This window comes from Pseudomonas sp. MPR-R2A5, from assembly GCF_058793055.1.
The window spans coordinates 37,151-61,174 of the sequence record NZ_JBXAFK010000006.1; the positions used below are offsets into that span (position 1 = coordinate 37,151).

Consider the following 24,024-nt stretch of genomic DNA (forward strand, 5'->3'; position numbering starts at 1 on the left):
AAGTGTCTGTTCAGCCTCTGGTCCCACGGACGCCTTTTCTTCAAGCGAGACTGACTTAATTATTTTTGCGAGGCGCACACCTAGGTTGGCGGCCTCTCGAGACTGACTTTAAAAACCCAAAGTGGCAGCCTACAGACGCCAATTTACGCTAGCCGACGAGACTGACTTAATTGTTTAAGATCACGTCCGGGTCTCCAGGCTCCCGCGAAAGGACGCGCCCTCGATGCAAACCCCCTCCCAGATCCACCAACGTTTGAACAACCGCCGCTTCACCGTCGCCAACAACGCCCAGGGGCTTTCCGGCTCGGGTACGGTGTTTCATTACCTTGTCGAGGGGGATGCCATCTCCGGCACATACCAGGGCGGGCGCATTCGCCTGGGTACGCAAGTGGGGCGAGTGACAGGCCCGGACACTATCGAATTGCTGTTTCAGTGCCTGACCTTGGACGGTGAGCTGCTGTCCGGCTGGTCGCGCGGCACGGTCGGTTTGGATGTTGTCGGGGTTACCACGCTGAGCTTTGTCTGGGGTTGGTTGTCGGGGGCGGCGGGAGGCGGTGAGTCAAGCTACGTTGAGCTTGCTGAGCGCGACAACCACTCCTAAGGCACAAACTCCACCCTCAACCCCCGGCTCACACTCCGTCCCTGATCATCACTGACCCGCAACCGATACTCGCCCGACTTGCCCGGCCGCCAGTTCAAGGTGGCTTGTGGCGGGCCCTGGCCGATCAGGCTTTGGTCGGCGAACCAGTAAAGCGTCGTCGCATCGCTGGCCGCATTCGCGTTCAGCGGAATGCTTTCCTGGGGTTGGGACAGGCGCAACTGATAACTCACTTGCGTCAGGGGCGAGCGGATCTGTGGGGCTTCGCTCTGGTCGCTGATGCGGTTGGGCTGGCAGTTTTTCATCACGCTGGGCGGCGTGCGGCGGGGCAGGCCGGCGGCGCGGTACAGGCGCTGTACGTCGCTGGGCCAGAATTCGAAGACTTCTTCGCGGGTGTACTGCGGATCGAACGGCGGGCAGGCGGCCTTGCCGGTGCGGGTGTCGATCAGCACCGGGCGATGCAGGTTGGACACGCGAATCGGCGAGACGCCGGGGATGTACCAGGTCTTGCGGGTTTGCGGGCACCAGCGGTTGGGCAACTCGCCGGATGCGGCGCAAACGTCGATGCGCACCAGCCCGGCGGGCGGCTTGTCGGGCTTGATGATGGTGTTGGGCAAGGCCAGGGGCAGGGCGTCGGCGATGCGGAAAAACAGCGGCGCGGCGGTCTTGGCGCCGATAAACGCCGGGTTCGGGCGACCGTCGAAGTTGCCCACCCACACCACCAGCACATAGGGGCCCACCAGGCCGGCGCTCCAGGCATCGTGAAACCCCCACGAGGTACCGGTCTTCCAGGCAGTGCGCCAGTGGCGGCCGGGCAGGCCATCCGGGCGCGGGTTGCGTCGCAGCATGTCGCGCACCATAAAGGCGGCCTGGGGCGTGAGCAGCGCCGCTCCGGTGGTTTGCGGCTGTTCCTGTAAATAGCGCAAGGGCCGCAAATGACCGTCACCGGCCAGCATCACGTACAGCCGCGCCAGTTCCTCCGGGGTCATCTCACCCCCACCCAGCGCCAGCGCCAGGCCGTAATGGCTCTCGTTGCGCAGGCCCTTGATGCCCGCCTGTTGCAGTAATCCGTAGAGCGAGGGCGATTTCACCTGGCTGGCCAGCCACACGGCCGGGATATTACGGCTACGGATCAACGCATCGCGCGCCGTCAGTGGCCCGACAAAACTGCCGTCGAAATTTTCCGGTTGGAAGTAGCCGAAACTACTGGGCAGGTCCTTGAGGATGCTCATGGGGTGGATCACCCCTTGGTCCAGCGCCAGCCCATACAGAAACGGCTTCAGGGTCGACCCAGGCGAGCGGCGCGACAACACGCCGTTAACTTGGCCGTGGATGCCTGTGGATAAATAATCCGCCGAACCCACCAGCGCCTTGACGCTCTGGTCGCGACTGTCGATCAGGATGGCGGTGGCGTTTTCCACACCGGTGCTGCGCCGCTCGGCGATAAACCCGCTGATCAGGCGCTCGAGCAATTGCTGCAAGGGCAGGTTGAGGGTGCTGTTGAGTTCGTTACCCGGTTGGGACGCGAGCAGTTGTTCGCTCAGGTGCGGTGCCAGGAACGGAATCTGCTGGCGGTTGCGTGCTTCCAGGGGCAAGTCCAGCAAACTGTCGTTACGCACGTCCTGTGGATAAGTACTCCGCCAGTCATTCATCAAGCGCAGCCGTGCGTTTTGCAGCGAGGGGCCGAAGCGCGCACGCCTTCCCGGCTGTTGCGGGATCACTGCCAGCGCCAGGGCCTCGGATAACGAAAGCTGCGCCGCTGACTTGCCAAAATAGATGCGACTGGCCGCCTCCGCGCCTTCGATATTGCCGCCCATGGGGGCCAGGTTCAGGTAGGCCTCCAGGATGTCGTGCTTGCTGTAGCGCGCTTCCAGCCACAACGCCAAGGCCATCTGCTGCAATTTGCCCGGCACCTGGCGCGTATTGAGGTCCCATAGGCGCCGCGCCAGTTGCATGCTCAAGGTCGAGCCACCCTGGCGCTGCCCGCCGCTGTAGGTGGCCATGGCCGCACGCAGCAGCGCCGGGGGATTGATCCCCGGGTGCCAATAGAAATTGCGGTCTTCCTTGAGCAGCAAGGCTTCGACCAATGACGGCGAGATCCGCTCCAGCGGCAGCCAGAGGCGGTATTGCCCATCATCCGCCAGGGTCATGCGCAGCAGCGAGCCATCATCCGCCAGCACGACCCTGGAGGACGTTACCGCCTGTTCCAGCGGGGCATGGGGCCAAAGCCGCAACCCCGCCAGTACCACCGCCGCTGCGAGCAGCGGCGTCAGGCGCTTAAGGCTTGGTAATTTCAAGCTGGCCTACTTTGCCACGCCCTTGCAGGGTGGTTTCGTACATACCTTCGGCGTAGGCCGGTGGTGTATTGAAGGTGCCGGCGTTGGTGGCGCGCACGCGGTAGACGAAGGTGCCGGCATCGCGCAACGCGGTACCGTACAACACCACCCGATCATCGCGTACATCCACATAATCCGGCTGCCAGTTGCTCAACTCGGTCTCGCCGATCGGCGCTTGCCAGGTGTCGGCTTCCTGGTTGTCTTCGACGTATTCAGACTCTTCGCCTTCACCTTCGCTGTCCCCGCCGCTGGCGGTTTCCGGCTCCGGCGGCAAGTTATACACAGGCTCGACGCCACCGGGCAGCAGGTCAACCACGGCCACTTGCTGCACCTGATCGCGATCCGTTGCACGCAGGCGCAGGCGTACGAGGAATTCGTCGCCCACCGCGACCTTGCTCACCGGCTCGCCTTTGAGGTCAAGGTACTCGTGGATGATTTCCAGGCCGTTGTTGATGGGCTTGAGCTTGGCGCCCTTATCGAAACCGGCTTCGCTGAGCATGTAGAACGCTGCCGGGCCTTCGGTTTTTTCCATCAGCAGTTTTTGCGTACCCACGGGCACGGCGGCACGCGGTGGCTGGCCGGCCATCTCCAGCAATTGTTGCTGTTTGTCACCCAGCCACGCGGTGGCCTTGAGGGTCATATCGCTTTGCGCGCGCTGGCCATAGTTGTCCAAGGCCCGCAGGAGCAGGGCGGCCGACAGTGAGTTGTAGCGCTGTTCGTTCAGGCGCTTGCCGAGTTTATCCAGCAACGCCGTGGGTACCTCGTCAAGCAGCTCGGGGAAGTGCCGAGCCAGCAGGTGCAAGTGTTCGGCATCGTGCACCAGCGGGTCGTAATAAAGGCCGTCGCTGTCCCACTTATCCACAAGCGAACGCCATGGGATTTTGCGCAACAACGTATCGGCCTGGCGATCCTGCTTGAGCAGCTTGTAGCTGGCGGCCAGGTAGGCGGCACCGAGGTCGTTCTGCCAGCTGTCCTTGAAGGTGCTTTCGTAGCGTTCGCGGATATCGCTCAAGGCGCCACTGACGAGAATCCCCTGACGGCTCAGCAGGTAACTGGCGTAGGCACGGTTGCGCAATTCCGACAGGCCTTCGCTCGGGCCGTTGGCCAGGTCCGTCAGATAGGCGTTGGCCCGCACCAACAGGTCTTCCGGTACTGGCAGCCCACGTTCCTTGGCTTCGATCAGGAAGTCGGTGGCGTACAGGCTGGCGTAGGGCGCTACATCCGGGTTGGCCGCCCATAAACCAAAGCCGCCGGCCTGGTTCTGGCGTTGGCGCAGCATGCGCACCGCGCTGCCGAAGGCTTGCTCGGCCTCTGGCGCCGTACCGCCCCAGATCAACGCTGGCATGGCCTTGGACACCAGTTGTTCGGTGCAGGCATAGCCATAATCATCCAGGTAGTGCTTGAGGCCATTGGCCCACACTAACGGGGAGGCCGCCACACCCACCTGTACATCGCGCAGTTGGTTGAACAGTTCGCGGGTGGGCTTGAGCTCTTTGCTGGCGCTGTCGAAACGTCCTAGGCTCAGGGCCACGCGATGCTCACTCAGGGGGCGGATCGACGTGGTTTCCGCCACTTGGATACGCTTGCCGTCCGGCAGCACCGCGACAAAGCGCAGATCCGCCGAGCCGAGGTGCTCGCCGACCTTGATCTTGAACTCGGCGGTACCCTCCTTGCGCGGTTGCAGTGACAAGGTTGTGCCCTTGCCGCCCTGGACTACCAGTCCGTCGCTGGTCTGCACTTCAAACTTCACATCCGCCGCGGCATCCAGGTTGCTGAACACCCCGGCACTCACGTTGAACACATCCCCCGGCGCGACAAAGGCCGGTACGTTGGGGGTAATGACGATCGGCCCGCGTACTTCGGTGTTGGCCTCGCTGACACCGACGCTGTCAGCATCCACGGCCACCGCAAACAGGTGCAGCTTGCCATTGAAGCTGTCTGGCACCTGGTAATGCAGCACGCTTTCACCGGCGGGCAGGTCCACCAGCCCGGACCACCAGGCCACAGGCGGCTGATGTTTGCGCTTGAACGGGTTGAGGTGATTGGCCAGGGCGCCTTCGGTATCGCCACCGGGCGCGGCCCCACTGAGCAGGCGGCTGAATTCCGGCAGGATCAGGTCAAGGATCTGACTGGTGCCGACCTCCAGTGCACGCTTCTGGAAGAAGAAGCCCAACGGGTCCGGCGTCTGGTAGCGCGCTACTTGCAGGATCCCTTCGTCCACCGCGTAGACCACCGCCCGGCCCGGGCGGTCGGCGGTGACCTTGATATCCAGGGTCTGCCCCGGCTCGATCTTCGCCGGGCCTTCCACCTTCAGCGCCATGCGCCGTGCGTCGAGGTTGATGCTGAACGGCACCACGCCATAGGACAGCGGGCTCATGTACACCTCGGCCGAACCCAAGTCGCGTACAAACTGCACGTTGACGTAGGCATTGCCCTCAAGCCCTGCGGGAACGCGGATATGTTGCACGCTGTTGGTGCTGTCGGCCTTGAACCATTGCTGGGTATAGACCTTGTCGCGTTCGATGGTGATCAGGCCCGCACCGGTATACGGCGCACGAATGCTGATCGCGATCTCATCCCCGGTGGCGTAGCTGCGTTTATCCAGGCGCAGTTGCAGCTCGGCGTTGCGTTCCAGGGAGCGCGAAGTGTTGCCACGCCCGGCCACGCTGTAGTCGATCTGGTTGAGCAGGTTGCCGTTGGCATCCTTGAGTTGCAGGGTGAAATCGCCCGGCGTGGCGGTGTTCAGTGTCTGCTTGGCGCCTTCCTGGGTCATGACCACCGGCGAGGCCGGCTGGCTGATGTTCTTGATGCGCGACTCGTATTTGTAGGTGCCGTTGGACTGCTTGACCAGTACCGAGACGTAGCGGTGCTCGACCACTTCGCTGGTCAGGCCATCCACCGCCAGCGGCGTGAGGTCCGGCGCCACGGCCAGCCAGTGCACCTGGCGGGGAGCGTCCTTGGCGACATACGACAGTGAGTCCTGACTTTTCACACCGACCAGATAGGGCGCGGACGACACCAGCAACGCACTTTGCGCCGCCACGTTACGTCCACCTTCGGCTTCAAATACCTGGGTCATCACTTGCAGGCGGTAGGTGCTGTTGGCAAAGCGTTGCAGGTTGAGGTCCAGCAGCGCCTGGCCGTTATCGTCGACGGTGGTCTCGGCCAGGTCTTCGGTGCTGGCCTCGTCCAGCGAGTTGTTGAGGCGGAAGCGATAATCGGGGTAGCGATCGAAGGCTGCCAGCGTCGGGCTCAGGGACATTTTCGCGGTGACGCGACGGCCGGACGCCGGGGCCCCGAACAGGTGCATCGCGGTGACTTTGGCCACCACCTGGTCCGGTGGAATCCAGCCCAGCACCGGGGTGTCATGCAGGCTGAGGCTGACCTTCATACGGTCCGGCTCGAAATCGCGAACCTTGAAGCTGACGCTGCCCAGGTCTGTGCGGGTCTGCTTCTGGCCGATCAACTGCAAGGTGGCGGTGTAATCCCCGGCGGGGGCGGTCTCGCTGCTGGGGAAATCAAAGGCTTCAAAGCCGCTGGTGGACAGCTTCAGCGGTTGGCGAATCACTTCCAGGCCGCGTGGGTCGGTGATCTGCAGTTCCACCGGCAGGCCCTGCAGGGCGCCTTTCCAGTTGCCGCTGCGTACGATCATGCCCAGGTGCGCGGTTTCACCGGGCCGGTACAGGCCACGGTCGGTGAACAAGTAGGCGCTGAGACGATCGATCGCACCGTCCTCTTCCAGGCCGCCGACATCGAAGCGCGATAGATCCAGCTGCTGGGACTGACGGGCAATCGGCAGGAAGGATTGGTCATTGCCACGGCTGACCACATACATCAGCGGCGTTTTCTCACGGCGCAGTTCATCGAGCTTGGCGAAATGCGCGTGGCCTTCGTTATCGGTGTGGCCGCTGGCGACCGGCAAACCGTTACGCCCGATGATATCGACCTGGGCGTCGGCGACCGGCGAGCCATTGCCGATGGACTGTACATACACATCATGGCTGCCGTCGCTGGAGCGTTTGGCGATGATCCCCAGGTCCGTGACCACGATAAAGCGCAGGTCGCTGGTACTGCTGCGCGAATAATCGAAGGTGCGTTCGGCCGGTTCATCCTGCGGGCTGAGCTTGAGCACGAAGATGCCGCGACGACCGCCGTTGGCGGTGAGGTAATGGCTGAGGTCGACGTTGTCATAGACGGTTTTCGCCGGGTCATTGGACGACAGCGGAATATCCAGCGCCTGACGCTCGACCATGCGATCGAAATACTCGTTGCCGAAGTTAGGCCGGGCGAAGCTGCCGCTGCTTTGGTCGACCAGATGCTGCAATTGGTTGGGCAGCAGGCGCGCGATTTCCACATGGGCACCCGGCACGCCACGGGCCATGAAACCCAGGCGTTTTTCGCCGTTGAGGCTGAGCAGGGCGCCGTCGGAGAGGAACTGCAAGGTGCGCGGATACGCCGGCATGCTGATCAGGGACGCTGTGGGGTTTTTCGCCAGGTAGCCGCCGATGGCTTCCAGGTTGGCGGGCACTCGCACATACAGCGCTCGACCGGCCGGGGCCTTGAACTTGAAGGCGTGCAGGGTGTTGAGCGGCTCGACGCTGGGCACGTGGGTCAGGTTGACCTTGGTGCTGCGGGCGAGCAGGGCATCGTCGATATCGTTGCTGTTATAGGGGCGGGTGTCGTCCTGGGCTTTTTCCGGCAACAGCCAGGCCTGGACCTTATTGGCGATGGTGTCATCGGCTACGGCACTGGAACTGCTGAACATCAGCACCGGCTCCGGTTCGCCGCGTTCGTTGTCCACAAAGCTGACTTCGGCGCCGGTAAAGGTCAGGCGATAACGACCCGGTACGGTGACTTCCGCCACCAGCGGTGCGGTGCTGGCGTTACCGCCGTCGCGGGCCTTGATGCCTTCATCGAGCTTGGCGCTGACAGGCGTGCTTTCCAGCGGGGTAGCCAAGGCGGCAGAGCGCACGAAGGCGTTGAGCTTGGTGTCGTCGAAGGTTATTTCCGGGCGGTTGGGCAGCTGTGCATCGCGGTAGGCCAAGCCTTTTCCTAGGGCGACCGATACGCGCTTGCGCACGCTTTCTTCATCAACCGGGTGGGAAAAACGGAAGGTCGCTACCAGTTGTTTCAGGGTTGGGTTGGATGGGTCCTGGTACAGCTCGTTTTGCGCCAGGCTGGCGCGGAACGGCTGGGTGGAGAATTGGCTACTGTACTGGCTGAGCAACACGCCGTCGGCCAGCAGGCTTTTCTTCGCCAGGTCGAGGGTGTAGTGGGCGTCAACGGGCCAGTCTTTTTCCGGCACAAACACCAGGCTGCGATCATCCGACCAACGCCACGTGCCTGCTATCGCAGGTTTGAGGCTGATGCCCTCGTTCACGGGTTTGCCGATGGCGGCCAACGGTGCCACGGATTCGGCAAAGCGCACCTGCAGGTTATCCACAACCGGTGGCTGCTGGGTGTAGTCGGTCAGGTTGGGTTTATGCAGCGAATAGCCCACGGTGTGGGGCTGCGGCAGGTGGGTGTACCAGTGCCAGCCATAGAAAGCCGCGGCGGCCAGCAGCACCAGGCCCAATACGCCGGCACCGGCCTGGCGCGGATAAGCGCGGGCTTTGTTGCCCAGGTTCGCCAGGCCGCGGCCAATGGCACGCAGCCATAGCGGCGGATGCCATTGACCGAAAACGGCCCCCACCACAGTCAGAAACACACCGACAACACGACGGCTGATGGCTTTGAGCGAATCGAACATGGTGAGCATCCCTGGCTAAGTGCGGCGTATCTTACACGCGTCTTTGATACAAAAGATGACACCGATACGCCGCACGGCGGGGATGTTTACCGGGTCAGCGGGGCCCCTCCCACATTTTGATCGTCATTGGGCTTGAGAGGGGTGTGGGGTCAGGTCCACCAGTAGCGTACGAGGTGAAAGAAGATGGGGGCGGCGAAACACACCGAATCCAGCCGATCCAGCATGCCGCCGTGCCCTTCGATCATATGGCCCCAGTCCTTGACCCCGCGGTCGCGCTTGATTGCCGACATGACGATGCCGCCGGCGAAGCCGAGCAGGTTGATCAGCAGGGCGATCAAAAACGACTGCCATGGGTTGAACGGCGTGGTCCACCACAGTGCCGCGCCGATCAGGGAGGACAGCAAGATCCCGCCGACAAAGCCTTCCACGGTTTTCGACGGTGACAGGTTGGGCGCTATCTTGTGTTTGCCGAACAGCTTCCCGCACACGTACTGCAGCACGTCCGACAGTTGCACCACGATCACCAGGTACGCGATCAGCAGCAGGTTACGGCCTTCGTAGCCGGGGATATCGAGGGTCAGCAGGGCGGGCACGAAGGACACGCAGAACACCGCGATCATCAGGCCCCATTGCACCTTCGACGCGCGTTCCAGGAAGTGCGTGCTGTCGCCGCCGAGGGAGGCGAGGATCGGCAGCAGCAGGAACACGTATACCGGGATGAAAATGGAGAACAGGCCGTACCAGTCGGCATAGATCAGCAGGTATTGCAGCGGCAGGGCCAGGTAGAACGCGGCCACCAGGGCCGGGTAGTCGCTGCGCCGGGTGGGGGTGAGGGTCAGGAATTCGCGCAGTGCATAGAACGACACCGCGTAGAACAGCAGGATCACCGCGCCGGTACCCAGCCAGAAGGCAATGCCGATCACGACCACCATCACCCACCAGGCGTTGATGCGCGCGTTGAGGTTGTCGATCACCGCATTCGGCGCGCCACGGCTGCGCAGCTTGAGGATCAGGCCGATCAGCGAGGCGAGTACCAGGATCGCGCCGATCCCGCCGAACAACATCAGGGTTTGGCTAGCCATGTCAGGAGTGCTCCGGGGCGAGGGCGAGCAGGGCGTCGCGGGTACGGGCCAGGAACAGCGCCTTGTCTTCGCCTTCCTCCAGTTGCAGCGGTGCACCGAAGCTGGTGGTGCATAGCAGCGGCAGTGGCAGCACACGACCCTTGGGCATGACCCGGTTGAGGTTGGCGATCCACACCGGGATCAACTCAGCCTGTGGGTAACTTTTTGCCAGGTGGTACAAGCCGCTTTTGAACGGCAGCAGGCCGTCTTCCAGGTTGCGCGTGCCTTCGGGAAAGATGATCAGCGAGTCCCCGCCTTCCAGCGCGGTGAGCATGGGTTGCAAGGGGTTATCCACAGGGTCCTTGCGTTCGCGGTCGATCAACACGCCGTTGAATACGCGGTTGATGATGTAGCGGCGCAGTGCGCTTTTGTTCCAATAGTCGCTGCCGGCCACTGGGCGCGTGAATTTGCGCAGGTTCTGCGGCAACGACGCCCATAGCAACACGAAATCGCCGTGGCTGCTGTGGTTGGCGAAGTAGATGCGTTGCACCGGCACCGGTGCGCAGCCCAGCCACAGGCTACGAGCCCCGGTGACGGTGCGGGCCATCGAGGTAATCAGCGTGGCAACCACGGGTTCGAACATGGGGATTCCTTATCCTGCGAAAGGTAGCCAAGGGCTGGCGAGGATCACGGCCAGGGTCAGCAGCACTTGCGCGCCCAGTAGCCAGGCTTGTTTGCGCAACAGTTTGAGAGCACCGCGACGGCGTTCGGTCCAGGGTCGACCGGCGCGTTTGGGCGATTGCAGGCCGAGGGTTTGCAACGCCTGGTCGAGGTCCGGGGTGCGCTCGGTGTCGCGGGCCAGCAGGGCGAACAGGTCGGCGTCGAAGGCTACCCGCAGCGACCAGTACTTTTGCAGCAGGCCGAGGATAATCATCCACAGGCTGAGCAACAGGCAGATGGACGAAATGCTGGCGAGCAGCAGTTGCGCCAGGCCGAACAATACCCCCAGTAATGTCAGGCCTGTGGATAACTGATCCAGCGAACGGCCGCGGCGCAGCAGGCTGGCGACGACTTGGAGTTCCATATCAGCGGGCATGGAGCAGACCCTCCAACGCTTCACGGTGAGCAGGATGCAGGACCACTTGGTCCCGCGCTGTACGAATAATAGCCAGTGCTTCATCCACCGTGGCGGCGCGCCCGCTGTGCAGCAGCCAGGCGGCCATGGCGGTGGCGCTGCGCGAGTAACCGAGGGCGCAACACACCAGCAGCGGGCCGCTGGAGCGCAGGCGTTCGATGGCGTGTGCCGCTTGCAGGCATTCGGCGGCGGTTGGGGCGATCAAGTCCAGCACCGGAACGCATTGATAAGCGCCCTGTGGATTAATCGGCAGTTCGGCACACAGATCGACGATTGCCTTGAATGAAGCCTGCTCGTTCGTGGCAGGAATCCTTCCAAGCCACACGTTATCCACAATCCGGTCGGGCTGTGGATGCTGACGTGTCCACAGGCGTGAATTGATCCACGCGGCCGCCAGGTAGGGCGCATACAGCCAGCGAGCCGCCGGCGTGAGACGGCCATCGGCACGTTTCTGAAAGCCCGCCGCGCCGAGCACACAGTAATTGGCGTTGACCAGGGCCAGGGACACCGCCGGCCACAGCAGCCATAGCCACCACCCGCGCAGCACCCAGGCGAGGATCACCAGCGTCAGGGCGCCCAGGCCATAGCGCAGACCCAACCGCCAGCGCTTGGGGTCGCGGCTAAGCCGCGCATTCAGCAACGGGCTGGGATGTTCCAGCGGCCACAGCCACACACACAGCCAGCCGGCGAGGGCGCCTGTGGGTAAGTCAATAAAGTGGTGTTGATAAGTGGTCAGCACCGAAATACCGATCAACCCGAACCAAGCATGCACCACCCAGCGCCACACGCCCTGGGCATGGCGCTGGTACATGATCCACAGGATCACCAGCAGCGCGATATGCAGCGAGGGTGCCTGGTTGAACGGTTTGTCGAAACCCGCCAGCACGGCAAACAGCCAGCCGAACACGCCGTCCAGTTCCGGCCGCTCGAAGGTGAAGCGCAGTGGCCAGATCAAGAAGCAGCTCACGGCGATGACCTGGGCACTGAGCAGGCGCAGCGCATGTTGCTTCAGTTCATGGCGGGTACTGGGCAGCAGCAGTGAGAAGCCGTAGAGCAGGTCGATGGACCAGTAGGGCACGATGGTCCACGCCCAGAATGGCATATGGGTTTCCCAGCCGAACACCAGCGTGCCGACGTCGCTGCGCTGGCTGGTGACCCAGGTGGCGAAACCATAGGTGCTGAAAAACAGCGGCGCCAAGAGCAGCAGCCACAGGACAGCTGGCTTTAACAGGCCGGGTTCGCGCATGTTCAGATCTTCTGTGCCAGGGACACGGTAAAGATGCCCCACTCATCCACACGCTGGGTGATTTTGCGGAAACCGGCGGCCTCCACCAGTTGGTCCATTTCCGCCTGGCTGCGGCGACGCATCACCCAGGCCTGGCCTTGGCGATGGCTGGTCAGCGCGCGGGCAATCAACTCCAACTGCGGGTGCCATGGCTGGCCGGTGTAGACCAGGTAACCGCCGGGTTCCACCGCGTCAGCCAGGCCGGCCAGCGAACCGCCGACCATGGCGTTATCGGCGAACAATTCATACAGCCCGGAGACCACGGCCAGCGTCGGCTTGGGCGCCAGCGCGGCCAGGTCAGCGCGGTCGAACGCATCGCCTTTGACGAACTGCGCAATCTCCCCCAGGCCTTTCTCACGAATCAGCGCGCTACCGTCGCGCACGTTGATGTCGCTGTAGTCGCGCAGCAGGATCGATTCCGGCAGCGGCGACACGCCTTGCAACGCTTCAAGGATGTAGCGGCCGTGGCCGGCGGCGATGTCGACAATGCGTACTTCACGCTGTTCATCCCGCAGCTTGGCCATGGCCAGGCGCAGCAGTTCTTCGACGTTCAGCTTGCGCTGGCGAATACCGCGCCAGCCGATGGAGTTGAGGTAATTGGTGTCGATCATCCGACCCAGCGCGCCTTTGCCGGTGGGCGTGTTGCGGTACACGTAGTCCAGGGTGCTGCCGGAGTCGAACCCGGTGTCGAAGCCCAGCTTTACGCCATCCGACAGGTTCTTGCCCAGGCCCATGCTGGCGCGGGTCATGCGCCAGTACAGGTCGCGCAGGGAGTTGCGCGGCAGTGGCGCGGCAAGGGCTTCGGACTCGGCGCAGGTGGCACCCAGCTTGTCGGCGTCCAGCAGAGAAGCGCGGTCCAGCGGCTGGGTGAAGTTTTGCAGGATAAAGCGCCTGGCGCTGCTTACGGCCACGGCACGGTTACGTTCGCCGAGGGTGTCGTGGAAAAAGCCGGGGAGGATATGCAGCTCTTTTTTCAGGCTGCCCAGGCGATCGAAAAACTGCTGCTGGGGTTTGCGGTGCACCACGAAGTCGGAGCCGGAGATCAGCAACTGGGTGGGGACCTGGATCGCCTGGGCATCGGCTACAATCCGGTCGGCGGCTTCGTACAGGCCCAGCAGCACATTCACCGAAATCGCCTTGGTGATCAGCGGGTCGCTGTCGTAGGACGCCACGCGCTCCGGATCATGGCTGAGGAACTTGGCCTTGACGTAGCTGTTGACGAAAAAGTTGCCGCGAAACTTGCGCATCAGTGCCAGGCCGGGGCGGGCGAAAGGCACGTACAGCTTGACCTTGAACGCCGGGGAGGCCAGCACCAGGGCACGGATTTTAGGGGCGTAGTCGTGGACCCAGGTGGCGGCGATCACGGCGCCGACGCTTTGGGCGATCACGGCGACATTTTCTTCCTCGATACCGTGGGTGGCGCCGACATGGTCGCAGAAGGTCTGCACGTCGCGGGCGCTGGTGGCGAAGCTGGGGCTGTCGCCGCGTGCGCCAGGCGATTGGCCGTGGCCACGGGCGTCCCAGGCAAAGAAGTCGAACTGCGGCAGGTTCAGTTCATCGACCAGGTGGGCGATGCGCCCCGAATGCTCGTGACCGCGATGGAACAGCAGGATCGCTTTGCGTGGCTCGCCGTTCGCGGGGGCGGTGGCCGGCCAGTGCCGGTAGAAAAGCTCGACGCCATCATGGGTAGCGAAGGTGTGTTCTTGCTGTTCGCGCATCGCAAAATCCTTATGCAGAAGGGGAGATGGAGTGTTCTTCTTTGAGACCCTGGCGCACCCGGTTGACCAAGGTGTAGGCGAGCAGGGCGGCGACCAGCCACATCACCGCATCGACCCAACCGGCGCCAAGCCAGCCCAGCGCCACACCCATGGCCAGTACGCCAAGGACGAACGCCCGATCACTCTTGCCCATTGGCCCGTCGTAACGCCGTGATGCGCCAATCATCGGTCCCAGCACACCCGCGTATTCGCTGAACACCGCAAGCAAGGTCACCAGCAGTACGGGCACCAGGCTGACGCCGGGGATCAGCGCAAAGGGCAGGATCAGCGCGCTGTCGGCGATCACGTCGCACAGTTCATTGAGGTAGGCACCCAGGCGCGACTGCTGGCCGAATTCCCGCGCGAGCATGCCGTCGATGGCGTTGAGGGCCATGCGCAGGATCATCCACAGCGGGATCAGTGCAAACAGCCAAAGGTGCTGGGCGAAGCCAGCGATCAGCAGACCGACCAGCAGGGAAACGACGCCGGCCAGTACGGTGATCTGGTTGGCGGTGGTGCCGTTGTCGTAGAGGCGCTGCACGAGGGGGCGCAGCAGGTTTTGAAAACGCGGTTTGAGCTGATAGATCGAAATCATGGGAGGTGACGCTTCCTTGTCCGTGAGCCCGCGAAAAACTGGTTTGGAGTGTGCCGATTATTCGTGGCCTGTACCAGTGATGGCTTGTGTTTATGGGGGGTTAGTCACGATCTGGAAAGCACGCAAGAGCAAATGTGCGAGGGGCTTGCTCCCGATAGCGGTCTGTCAGTTGATGCAGGTGTTGGCTGATCCATTGTCATCGGGGGCAAGCACCCTCCCACATGGGATCTGTGGGCGGCTTGAAAAGGGGTGTTTATCGAACAAAAATTTCACTATCCGTGTTATATCGTAACGAATTGTGTACGAGCGGGCGTTGAGTGGATGCAACTGGATCTAGAAGCTGAAGGCGCCTCGGTAGAAGGCTTGCCGCGTTTTCAGCAAGGGCTGTTCCATGCCCGTCGATTGAGACAAGCCGGTATCAGCCTGACCCTGCTGGCTATCAGTGGCTGGGTATTGGCGCTGTTTGTCGCGCTGTTTGCGCCGCTGTCGATCTGGCCGGTGGTGTTGATCAACTGCGCGTCGGCCCTGCTGGTGCTGGTGGCCGGCTTGCAGTCGGCGTGGTGGGTGGCCGATTGGCGCGCCCAGGCGCTGGAAGGGACCATCGTCGAGCTGATCGAGCCACCTGTTGAGCCCGCCGCCTGGCACCGCGACCTGATCAATCGATTCGGCAGCGGGCTGCTTGCCCAGATCGGCGCGCCCGTGTTGTGGCTCGTCGGTTGGTCGCTGCTGGCGCTGGTCAGCGTCCTCGAGTTCTGGAACCTGGCCTTGCCTGCGGCGGCGGTTAGTCAGTCTGCCAGCATCGGCGCGGCGCTGGCGCTGGCATTGGCCTTCGGCTTGCTGGTGTTCGAGCGCCGCCTGGCTCAGGAAACCGCTGCGCAGTGGCCGGAAGCCGCGCAGTTGGTGCAGCTCAGTCGAGTCGCGATCATCTGCCTGGTGGTCAGTGCGATTTGCCTGTTGTTCGCGGGTGCCGAAGCGGTCTGGCCATTGCGCTTGGCCACGCTGATCGGGCTGTTGCCGGCGCTGGTGGCGCTGGAGTTTCTGTTACGCGGCGTACTCTCGTTGTTCAGCCCACGGCAGCCGCGCCTGGAACCGCGCCTGACGGCGCAGAGCTTTATCGCCGGGTTGCTGCGCTGGCCGCCACAACCCTTGCAGGCGCTGCAGCACGAATTGCACAACCGCTTCGGCATCGACCTGCGCCAGATCTGGGCGTTTACCTACATGCGCCGGGCGTTCCTGCCGGTATTGCTGGTGGTGCTGGCCGTAGGCTGGGCACTGACCGGCGTACACGAAGTGCCCCTGCAAGGCCGTGGGATTTATGAGCGCTTCGGCAAACCCGTGGAGGTCTTTGGCCCTGGCCTGCATGCCGGCTTGCCCTGGCCGCTGGGCCGCGTGTTGAGTGTGGAGAACGGCGTGGTGCATGAGCTGGCGACCAGCGTCAGCGAGGCTGCCACGCCGGAGCTTGCCGCCGCCGAAGGCCCCGCGCCGTTGATTGCCAACCGCTTGTGGGACGCCAGCCATGTCAATGACAAATCCCAGGTGATTGCCAGCAGCAGCGGTGACAAGCAGAGCTTCCAGATCGTCAATATGGACGTGCGTTTCGTCTACCGTATCGGCCTGACCGACCAGGCCGCGCTGGCCGCCACCTATAACAGCGCCGATGTGCCGACCCTGATCCGCAGCACCGCCAGCCGCATCCTCGTGCATGACTTCGCTTCACGCACCCTCGATGAATTGCTTGGCGAACAACGCACCCGCTTGGCCGACGAAATCGGCCATGCCGTACAAGCCGACCTGCAAACGCTCGACAGCGGGGTGGAAATCTTGGCGACCGTGGTGGAGGCGATCCACCCGCCGGCCGGTGCCGCCAATGCCTACCACGGCGTGCAAGCGGCACAGATCGGCGCCCAGGCCCTGATTTCCCGTGAGCGCGGCGCTGCCAGCGAACAAACCAACCAGGCGTTGTTGCAAGCCAGCACCGCCCGCGACCAGGCATTGGCCATCGCCCGTGAAGTGAGTGCCGGCGCCCAGGCGGCAGACCTGCGTTTTAGCGCCGAACAGAAGGCCTACGCCACGGCCGGCCGGGCCTTTGTGCTGGAACAGTACCTCGGCCAACTCAGCCAGGGCCTGGCCCACGCCAAACTGTTGATTCTGGATCATCGCCTGGGCGCCAACAGTGCGCCGACGATCGATCTGCGTTCTTTTACCTTGCCGGCCGATCCCTCGGTACCGCGTAAAGCCGTTCAATAAGGAGTCTGTCTGTTGAGCGCTCATTCTCACGATCATGGTCACCACCACGGCCACCATCATCACCATCATGGTGATGAACAACCCGCCGGCCCATTCCCTTGGCGCCGAATGGCCTGGGCCGTATTGCTGGTGCTGTTTGCAGTCGCTGCCGCCAGCCTGGTGCAGGTGCGGTCGGGCGAGGCCACGGTGATTACCCGTTTCGGCAACCCATCGAGAGTGCTGCTGGAGCCGGGCCTGGGCTGGCGCTGGCCGGCACCGTTCGAAGCGGCGATCCCGGTGGACCTGCGCTTGCGCACCACTTCCAGCGGTTTGCAGGACGTGGGCACCCGCGACGGCCTGCGCATTATCGTGCAGGCCTATGTGGCATGGCAGGTACAGGGCGATGCCGACAATGTGCAGCGCTTTATGCGTGCAGTGCAGAACCAACCGGATGAAGCGGCGCGGCAGATTCGCACCTTTGTCGGTTCGGCACTGGAAACCACGGCGGCCAGCTTCGACCTGTCCAGCCTGATCAATACGGATGCCAGCCAGGTGCGCATCGCCGAATTCGAGGCGCAGTTGCGCCAGCAGATCGATCAACAATTGCTCACCACCTATGGCGTACGCGTGGCGCAGGTGGGTATTGAGCGGCTGACCTTGCCGTCGGTGACCCTCACTGCCACCGTCGACCGCATGCGCGCCGAGCGTGAAACCATCGCCACTGAACGCACCGCCGTGGGCAAGCGTGAAGCGGCGCAGATTCGCTCCGCTGCCGAGCGCGATGCGCGGATCGTGCAGGCTGACGCCACGGTAAAAGCTGCCGATATCGAAGCCCAATCGCGGGTCGAAGCCGCGCAGATTTATGGTCGTGCCTACGCCGGCAACCCGCAGTTGTATAACTTGCTGCGCTCGCTGGATACCTTGGGCACCGTGGTCACCCCGGGTACCAAGATCATCCTGCGCACTGACGCCGCGCCATTTCGCGTCTTGGTGGACGGGCCGAAGGACGTTCAACCATGACTGAGCGTGACAGCCCGGACAGCCCCTGGATCCAGGCCGGCCGCCTGACGTTCCTGGCGCTGTACGCGGTGACTGTGTTGGCGGCGCTGGCCTGGGCATTTTCCAATGTGCGCCAGATCGACCCCCAGAACCGCGCCGTGGTCTTGCACTTCGGCGCACTGGATCGAATCCAGAACGCGGGGCTATTGCTGGCGTGGCCGCAACCCTTCGAGCAAGTGGTGCTGTTGCCGGCGGCAGACCGTGTGATCGAACGCCGCGTCGAGAACCTGCTGCGCTCCGATGCGGCGGTACAGGCCGACCGCGTGGCCAGTTTCGCCACACCGTTGAGCGATGCGCTGGCCGGCTCCGGCTACCTGCTGACCGGCGATGCCGGCGTGGTGCAGCTGGATGTGCGGGTGTTCTATAAGGTCACCGAACCCTACGCGTTTGTGTTGCAGGGCGAGCATGTACTGCCGGCCCTGGATCGCCTGGTGACCCGCAGTGCCGTGGCACTGACCGCCGCCCGTGACCTCGACACGATCCTGGTGGCGCGCCCCGAACTGATCGGTACCGACAACGGCGCCGCCGAGCGCCGTGAACGGCTGCGCGGGGACCTGGTGCAGGGCATCAATAAACGCTTGGCCGAGTTGGCCGCCAGCGGTCTGGGCCTGGGTATCGAAGTGACCCGTGTCGATGTGCAATCGAGCCTGCCGAGCCCGGCGGTGAATGCGTTCAATGCGGTACTCACTGCCAGCCAGCAGGCTGACAAAGCGGTGGCCAATGCGCGTACCGACGCGGAAAAGCTCACCCAGACCGCCAACCAGCAAGCCGACCGCATGGTGCAAGTCGCCCATGCCCAGGCCAGTGAGCGCCTGGCCAATGCCCAGGCGCAAACCGCCACTGTCGCAAGCCTGGCCCAGGTCAAAGACCCCGGCCTGCTGCTGCGACTGTACCGCGAGCGCTTGCCGAAAATCCTCGGCCAGGCCGGCTCAGTGACCACGGTCGATCCCAAAGACGACTCCCGCTTGATCATCCAGGGAGCCGACCAATGAGCGCACCTATGCTGACTTCCGCCGAGCAGCGCAGCGCCGCCCGGCAATTGACCCTGGCCATGCTCGCCTTGGGTTTGCTGGTGCTGGGCCTGGTGTGGCGCTGGCTGGCGCCGGACCAGCAGGGGGTGAGCCAGTTGTTGCTGGGTGTCGCTTCGCTGCTGGTGGCCGTGCCGGTGATGCGTTCGGCCTGGTATAGCCTGCGGTTTCCCAGCCTGCATGGCATCACCGACCAACTGATCGCCCTGGCCATGCTCGGCGCCTGGGCGACGGGCGATCTGCTGACCGCCGCGCTGCTGCCGATCATCATGATCTTTGGCCATGTGCTGGAAGAGCGCAGCGTGATCGGCTCCCAGGAAGCGATCCATGCCTTGGGCAAGCTGACCCGCAGCCATGCGCGCCGGGTGCAGGCTGACGGGAGCATCATTGAAGTGGACAACGGCACGCTGAACACCGGCGATATCGTCGAAGTGCGTGCGGGCGACCGGGTGCCGGCGGATGGGGTGGTGTTATCTGGCCAGGCGAGCCTGGACACGGCGCCGATCACCGGTGAGTCGGTGCCGCTGGAGGCCAGTGTCGGCATGCAGGTGTTTGGTGGGGCGATCAACCTCGACGGCTTGCTGCGCCTGCAAGTGACCCGCACCGGTAATGAATCGACCCTGGGCAAGGTCATCGCCCTGATGCAGAACGCCGAGCGTTCCAAGCCACCGATCACGCGGCTGCTGGAGCGCTATGCCGGCAGCTATATGGTGTTGGTGCTGTTGCTGGCGGCGGTCACCTGGTTTGTCACCAACGACGCCCAGGCGATGCTCGCGGTGCTGGTGGCGGCATGCCCGTGTGCGCTGGTGCTGTCGGCACCGGCCACGGCAATTGCCGGGATTGCCGTGGCGGCACGGCATGGGATTCTGATTCGCAGTTCAGCCTTCCTGGAAGAGTTGGCGGACCTGACTTCGTTGGTGGTCGACAAGACCGGCACCCTGACCTTTGGCACCCTGCGTTTGCAGTCGATCGAAACCAGCGTGTCGGACCGCCAGGGGTTGCTGAACCTTGCAGCCAGCCTCGGCTCGGCCAGCAGTCACCCGGTCAGTCGGGCGTTGGCGGGGTTGGCGATCCAGGCGCAATTGTTGGTGCTGACTGATATCCGCGAACGCCAGGGCCTGGGCGTCGTGGCACAGACCGAGCAGGGTGAAGCCGCGTTGGGGCGCCCGGAGTTGTTCGAACAATTGGGTATTGCCACCACGACCGTGCCGAACCACGACGGCCCGATTGCCGGGCTGGCGCTGAACGGGCGATTCCTCGCCTGGTTGCTGCTGGCTGACAGCGTCAAGCCGGAAGCCCGCCAGGCCCTGCAAGAGCTGCGGGAGCTGGGCCTGGGCCGGCAATTGCTGCTCACCGGCGACCGCCAGAGCGTGGCCGACAGCCTGGCCCTGGACGTCGGCATCAGTGATGTCGAAGCCCAGGCATTGCCGGAAGACAAGCTCAATCGCGTGTTGGGGGAGATCAGCAGCGGCTTCCGGCCGATGGTGGTGGGTGATGGGATCAACGACTCCCTGGCACTCAAGGCCGGCGTGGTCGGCGTCGCCATGGGCGCGGGTGGGGCGGATATCGCACTCGCGTCGGCGGATGTGGTGTTGATCGGCAGCGACCTGCGCCGGTTGGGCACCTGTGTGCGCTTGAGTCGCCAGTGCCGCAAGACATTGCAGGTCAATGTGATCATCGGGCTGGGTTGGACGTTGGCCATCGTGGTGTTTGCCGCATTCGGTTGGCTGGGGGCCGCGGGGGCAATGATTGCGGCGGTGCTGCACAACCTCAGCACCTTGCTGGTGCTGGGTAACGCCGGGCGTTTGCTGCGTTTCCAGGAGCCGCTGTTGAAGCTCGACGAATAATTCCGAGGAATTTTTGCAAGCGGCTGTAACGCCGATAGGGGGCCTCACTCTAGTGGTGTGTCGAGACTGAGCAATCCGTTCAGACCGACTCCACTACTGATTGATGAGGACTACACAATGAACATCAAACAAGCCGTTTCCGGTGCTGCCCTGGCGATCGCTGCCGCTTCCATGTTTGCCGGTGTCGCCACTCAGGCGCAGGCCGCAGACGCGGCGGTTCATTGCTACGGCGTGACTTCCTGCAAAGGCATGAACGACTGCAAGACCGCTGAAAACGCCTGCAAAGGCCAGGCGGTGTGCAAGGGCCACGGCTTCAAGGCCATGACCAAGGCTGAGTGCGACAAGGCTGGTGGCAAGGTCGGCGAGTAAGCGCAAGCCGAGTGCACCCGCAGCGGGTATTCCGACCGCTGCGGACACCTTTCCAGGAGTCCATGATGGCCAGCTCTTTCCCCTCCCTGGGTTACGGCCTGGGTTTACGCAACGAATACTATGAACAGATCCTTGAGCAATCCCCTGCGGTGGATTGGTTCGAAGTGATCTCCGAGAATTATCTGGTGCAGGGCGGCAAAGCCTTGTACTACCTGGACGCAATCGCCGAGCGCTACCCCCTGGTGATGCACGGCGTGTCCCTGTCCATCGGTGGCCCCCATGCCCTCGATACCGATTACCTCCAGCACATCAAGCAGCTCGCCGAGCGTATCCAGCCAGCGTGGATTTCCGACCATCTGTGCTGGAGCCGCGGCAACGCGCATCAGCTGCATGACCTGCTGCCGCTGCCTTACACCGAAGAAAGCCTTTACTACGTCGCCAACCGTATCCGCCAGGTGCAAGACGTGTTGCAGCGCCCGTTGGTGCTGGAGAATGTCTCCAGCTATGTGCGTTCCAAGCTGGATGAATTCACCGAGTGGGAATTCCTCAACGCCCTGTCCCATCTGTCGGGCTGCCAGCTTTTGCTGGACGTCAACAATGTGTATGTCAGCGCCCGTAACCACGGTTTCGACGCCTGGACCTTCATTCTCAACCTGCCGCCCGAGAGCATTCGGCAGCTGCATCTGGCCGGGCATAGGGACTACGGCGACTATGTGGTCGATACTCATGACCAGCCGGTGTGCGATCCGGTATGGGCGCTGTATCAACGGACGCTGGAGCACCTGGGGCCGGTCTCGACACTGTTGGAGCGTGACGATCATTTCCCGCCCTTCGAAGAGTTGCTGACCGAGTTGAGCAAGGCCCGCGAACTGGGCGCCACCGCGTTGGCCAGGAGGTCGCGATGCGCCTGATCGATTGGCAGATGGCCTTCGAACAGCACCTGTTATCGGACACCTCGACTGCCGACAGCGGCTTTGCCGCGACCTTGCTCGGCGGGCCCACTTTGGATGTGGACACCGGCCTGGCGATTTACCACAACGCCTATCTGGAACGGTTGCGGGATGTCATGCGGCATGACTTCGGCGCCATCTGGTATTGGTTGGGGGATGATGAGTTTGCGCGGCTGGCCGAAGCCTATGTACGTCGTTATCCCTCGGCTCATTACAGCCTGCGCTGGCTGGGTGAGCGGTTTCCCGCGTTTATCCTTGAGCACCTGGTGGCTGCACAAAGTGCGCCGCTGGCTGAGCTGGCGCGCCTGGAGTGGGCGTTTACCCTGGCCTTCGATGCGCCGCTGGGGCAGCCGTTGACCCTGGACGCCATGGCGTCGTTGCCGCCTGACGAGTGGCCTGGGCTTAAGGTTCAGTTGGCGCCGACCGTGCAACAACTGCTCTGTCGCTTCAACACGGTGGCGATCTGGCGTGCGAGCAAGGATCAATCGGAATTCCCCGGCAGCCAGGCGCTGGAGCCGGCGCAAATCTGCCTGGTATGGCGTCATCAGCAAATCTGCCATTACCGCAGCATGGACTCGGCGCAAATCTGTGCGTTGGCCGGAATGGTGACCACCGGTTGGAGTTTTTCAGAACTGTGTGTGCAGTTGCTAGTCACTTATGGAGAGGGCGCACCACTGCAAGCGGTCACGTGGCTGAAACAGTGGGTCCAGGACGGTTTGCTCGAGCGCCGAGCCCCATAGAAGGCTGCTATTAAATCGATAGCCTCCTACTTTGTCTTCGGATGGTCTACCCTCATTCCAGACGTCTGAAACAAGGGGGGACTACTCATGCTCGCGCAACTTCCACCGGCCTTACAGAATCTTCAGCTACCGCTGCGTCTTCGACTCTGGGATGGCCATGAATTCAACTTGGGCCCTGAGCCCAGTGTGACCATCGTGGTGAAGGACCCCACGGTTGTGTCCAAGCTTAGCCATCCAACGCTCGACTCACTGGGCGAGGCCTTCGTCGAGGGCAAATTGGAGCTGGAAGGCTCCATCACCGAAGTGATCCGGGTTTGTGACGAATTGAGTCACGCCCTGGTCGATGACGACGCAGGGAATCGTCCGGTGCGCTCGATCCACGACAAGGCCACTGACGCAGCGGCGATTTCCTACCATTACGACCTGTCCAACGAGTTCTACCAGCTTTGGTTGGACCAGGACATGGCCTATTCCTGCGCATATTTCGAAACCGGCAGCGAATCCATCGACCAGGCCCAACAAGACAAATTTCGCCATCTGTGCCGCAAGCTGCGGCTGCAGCCGGGGGACTATCTGCTCGACGTCGGCTGTGGCTGGGGCGGGCTGGCGCGTTATGCGGCGCGGGAGTTCGGGGCCAAGGTGTTTGGTATCACCCTGAGCAAGGCCCAACTGGCCTTGGCTAAAGAGCGGGTAAAAGCCGAGGGCCTGGAAGGTCAGGTCGACCTGCAGTTGCTCGACTACCGTGACCTGCCCCAGGATGGCCGTTTCGACAAAGTGGTGAGCGTGGGCATGTTCGAGCACGTCGGCCACGCCAACCTGGCGCAATACTGCAAGACCCTGTTTGGCGCGGTGCGTGAAGGCGGCCTGGTGATGAACCACGGTATTACCGCCAAACATACCGATGGTCGTCCCGTAGGCCGTGGCGCCGGGGATTTTATCGAGCGCTACGTATTTCCCAACGGCGAACTGCCGCACCTGGCGATGATGACCGCAGAGATCAGCGAAGCCGGGCTGGAAGTGGTTGATGTGGAAAGCCTGCGCCTGCACTACGCCCGCACCCTGGACCATTGGAGCGAACGCCTGGAGGATAACCTGGAAGCGGCGGCGAAGATGGTGCCGGAGCAAGCGTTGCGTATTTGGCGGTTGTACCTGGCGGGGTGCGCGTATGCGTTTGCACGGGGCTGGATCAACTTGCACCAGATCCTGGCGGTGAAACCTCACGCGGATGGCAGCCATGAACTGCCGTGGACGCGGGAAGATATCTACCGCTGATCACGATGACGAAAGCA

17 protein-coding genes are annotated in these 24,024 nt (G+C 62.9%); 9 read left to right on the top strand and 8 right to left on the bottom strand.

Annotated features, from left to right (window positions below; translation table 11 throughout):
- Window positions 1–223: 223 nt before the first annotated feature.
- Complete coding sequence (locus tag AC1Q6I_RS06715) at window positions 224–601, top strand: avidin-fold protein (RefSeq protein WP_102623566.1); 378 nt, start codon at window positions 224–226, stop codon at window positions 599–601.
- Here AC1Q6I_RS06715 and pbpC read toward each other — a convergent pair.
- The 8 genes from pbpC to AC1Q6I_RS06755 form a co-directional block, all read right to left on the bottom strand.
- Window positions 598–2,895 carry a penicillin-binding protein 1C gene (gene pbpC / locus AC1Q6I_RS06720; RefSeq protein ID WP_102623567.1) on the bottom strand — a complete coding sequence of 766 codons (2,298 nt, stop codon included), beginning with the start codon at window positions 2,893–2,895 and terminating at the stop codon, window positions 598–600. The genes AC1Q6I_RS06715 and pbpC overlap by 4 nt on opposite strands.
- Window positions 2,876–8,683 carry an alpha-2-macroglobulin gene (locus AC1Q6I_RS06725; RefSeq protein WP_102623568.1) on the bottom strand — a complete coding sequence of 1,936 codons (5,808 nt, stop codon included), beginning with the start codon at window positions 8,681–8,683 and terminating at the stop codon, window positions 2,876–2,878. Before AC1Q6I_RS06725 ends, pbpC begins: the two co-directional genes overlap by 20 nt.
- Window positions 8,684–8,832: 149 nt before the next feature.
- Window positions 8,833–9,765, bottom strand: coding sequence for a phosphatidate cytidylyltransferase (locus tag AC1Q6I_RS06730; protein ID WP_024078218.1), 933 nt, complete (start codon window positions 9,763–9,765; stop codon window positions 8,833–8,835).
- A gap of 1 nt (window position 9,766) precedes the next feature.
- A complete protein-coding gene (locus AC1Q6I_RS06735) occupies window positions 9,767–10,387 on the bottom strand; it encodes a lysophospholipid acyltransferase family protein (protein WP_024078217.1) in 621 nt (206 codons plus the stop codon).
- Window positions 10,388–10,396: 9 nt separating this feature from the next.
- The gene (locus AC1Q6I_RS06740) at window positions 10,397–10,840 is read right to left on the bottom strand and encodes a hypothetical protein (protein ID WP_024078216.1); all 444 of its coding nucleotides are present in this window, start codon (window positions 10,838–10,840) and stop codon (window positions 10,397–10,399) included.
- Window positions 10,830–12,125, bottom strand: coding sequence for a phosphatase PAP2/dual specificity phosphatase family protein (locus tag AC1Q6I_RS06745; RefSeq protein WP_024078215.1), 1,296 nt, complete (start codon window positions 12,123–12,125; stop codon window positions 10,830–10,832). The genes AC1Q6I_RS06740 and AC1Q6I_RS06745 overlap by 11 nt, the downstream gene beginning before the upstream one ends.
- A 2-nt stretch (window positions 12,126–12,127) precedes the next feature.
- The gene (locus AC1Q6I_RS06750) at window positions 12,128–13,882 is read right to left on the bottom strand and encodes a bifunctional alpha/beta hydrolase/class I SAM-dependent methyltransferase (RefSeq protein WP_102623569.1); all 1,755 of its coding nucleotides are present in this window, start codon (window positions 13,880–13,882) and stop codon (window positions 12,128–12,130) included.
- Between the two features lie 10 nt (window positions 13,883–13,892).
- Entirely contained in the window at window positions 13,893–14,516 is a 624-nt protein-coding gene (locus AC1Q6I_RS06755; RefSeq protein ID WP_102623570.1) for a CDP-alcohol phosphatidyltransferase family protein, read from the bottom strand.
- Window positions 14,517–14,837: 321 nt separating this feature from the next.
- On the opposite strand from AC1Q6I_RS06755, the gene hflK (AC1Q6I_RS06760) reads away from it, so the two are divergent.
- From hflK (AC1Q6I_RS06760) to cfaB, 8 genes are all read left to right on the top strand, one after another.
- The gene (hflK, locus tag AC1Q6I_RS06760; RefSeq protein WP_102623571.1) at window positions 14,838–16,763 is read left to right on the top strand and encodes a protease modulator HflK; all 1,926 of its coding nucleotides are present in this window, start codon (window positions 14,838–14,840) and stop codon (window positions 16,761–16,763) included.
- A 9-nt stretch (window positions 16,764–16,772) separates the two neighbouring features.
- Window positions 16,773–17,762, top strand: coding sequence for a protease modulator HflC (hflC, locus tag AC1Q6I_RS06765; RefSeq protein WP_162163627.1), 990 nt, complete (start codon window positions 16,773–16,775; stop codon window positions 17,760–17,762).
- Entirely contained in the window at window positions 17,759–18,793 is a 1,035-nt protein-coding gene (hflK, locus tag AC1Q6I_RS06770; protein ID WP_024078210.1) for a protease modulator HflK, read from the top strand. The genes hflC and hflK (AC1Q6I_RS06770) overlap by 4 nt, the downstream gene beginning before the upstream one ends.
- Window positions 18,790–20,676 (top strand): cation-translocating P-type ATPase, encoded by a 1,887-nt coding sequence (locus AC1Q6I_RS06775; protein WP_102623572.1) that lies wholly within the window; start codon window positions 18,790–18,792, stop codon window positions 20,674–20,676. Before hflK (AC1Q6I_RS06770) ends, AC1Q6I_RS06775 begins: the two co-directional genes overlap by 4 nt.
- Window positions 20,677–20,793: 117 nt before the next feature.
- Window positions 20,794–21,045, top strand: a complete 252-nt coding sequence (gene bufA2 / locus AC1Q6I_RS06780) for a BufA2 family periplasmic bufferin-type metallophore (protein ID WP_024078208.1) — start codon at window positions 20,794–20,796, stop codon at window positions 21,043–21,045.
- Window positions 21,046–21,110: 65 nt separating this feature from the next.
- Entirely contained in the window at window positions 21,111–21,956 is an 846-nt protein-coding gene (bufB, locus tag AC1Q6I_RS06785) for an MNIO family bufferin maturase (protein WP_069077319.1), read from the top strand.
- Window positions 21,947–22,735, top strand: coding sequence for an HvfC/BufC N-terminal domain-containing protein (locus tag AC1Q6I_RS06790; protein WP_102623573.1), 789 nt, complete (start codon window positions 21,947–21,949; stop codon window positions 22,733–22,735). The genes bufB and AC1Q6I_RS06790 overlap by 10 nt, the downstream gene beginning before the upstream one ends.
- Window positions 22,736–22,822: 87 nt before the next feature.
- Window positions 22,823–24,007: a C17 cyclopropane fatty acid synthase CfaB gene (gene cfaB / locus AC1Q6I_RS06795; RefSeq protein WP_024078205.1), complete on the top strand. Its 1,185-nt coding sequence runs from the start codon at window positions 22,823–22,825 to the stop codon at window positions 24,005–24,007.
- Window positions 24,008–24,024: the final 17 nt, after the last annotated feature.

Coding starts and splice junctions, on each gene's coding strand:
- cfaB (WP_024078205.1), top strand. CDS start 22,823: ATGCTCGCGCAACTTCCACCGGCCTTACAGAATCTTCAGCTACCGCTG.
- AC1Q6I_RS06750 (WP_102623569.1), bottom strand. CDS start 13,882: ATGCGCGAACAGCAAGAACACACCTTCGCTACCCATGATGGCGTCGAG.
- AC1Q6I_RS06790 (WP_102623573.1), top strand. CDS start 21,947: ATGCGCCTGATCGATTGGCAGATGGCCTTCGAACAGCACCTGTTATCG.
- AC1Q6I_RS06775 (WP_102623572.1), top strand. CDS start 18,790: ATGAGCGCACCTATGCTGACTTCCGCCGAGCAGCGCAGCGCCGCCCGG.
- AC1Q6I_RS06715 (WP_102623566.1), top strand. CDS start 224: ATGCAAACCCCCTCCCAGATCCACCAACGTTTGAACAACCGCCGCTTC.
- AC1Q6I_RS06735 (WP_024078217.1), bottom strand. CDS start 10,387: ATGTTCGAACCCGTGGTTGCCACGCTGATTACCTCGATGGCCCGCACC.
- bufB (WP_069077319.1), top strand. CDS start 21,111: ATGGCCAGCTCTTTCCCCTCCCTGGGTTACGGCCTGGGTTTACGCAAC.
- bufA2 (WP_024078208.1), top strand. CDS start 20,794: ATGAACATCAAACAAGCCGTTTCCGGTGCTGCCCTGGCGATCGCTGCC.
- AC1Q6I_RS06755 (WP_102623570.1), bottom strand. CDS start 14,516: ATGATTTCGATCTATCAGCTCAAACCGCGTTTTCAAAACCTGCTGCGC.
- AC1Q6I_RS06745 (WP_024078215.1), bottom strand. CDS start 12,125: ATGCGCGAACCCGGCCTGTTAAAGCCAGCTGTCCTGTGGCTGCTGCTC.
- AC1Q6I_RS06730 (WP_024078218.1), bottom strand. CDS start 9,765: ATGGCTAGCCAAACCCTGATGTTGTTCGGCGGGATCGGCGCGATCCTG.
- hflK (WP_102623571.1), top strand. CDS start 14,838: ATGCAACTGGATCTAGAAGCTGAAGGCGCCTCGGTAGAAGGCTTGCCG.
- hflK (WP_024078210.1), top strand. CDS start 17,759: ATGACTGAGCGTGACAGCCCGGACAGCCCCTGGATCCAGGCCGGCCGC.
- AC1Q6I_RS06725 (WP_102623568.1), bottom strand. CDS start 8,683: ATGTTCGATTCGCTCAAAGCCATCAGCCGTCGTGTTGTCGGTGTGTTT.
- AC1Q6I_RS06740 (WP_024078216.1), bottom strand. CDS start 10,840: ATGCCCGCTGATATGGAACTCCAAGTCGTCGCCAGCCTGCTGCGCCGC.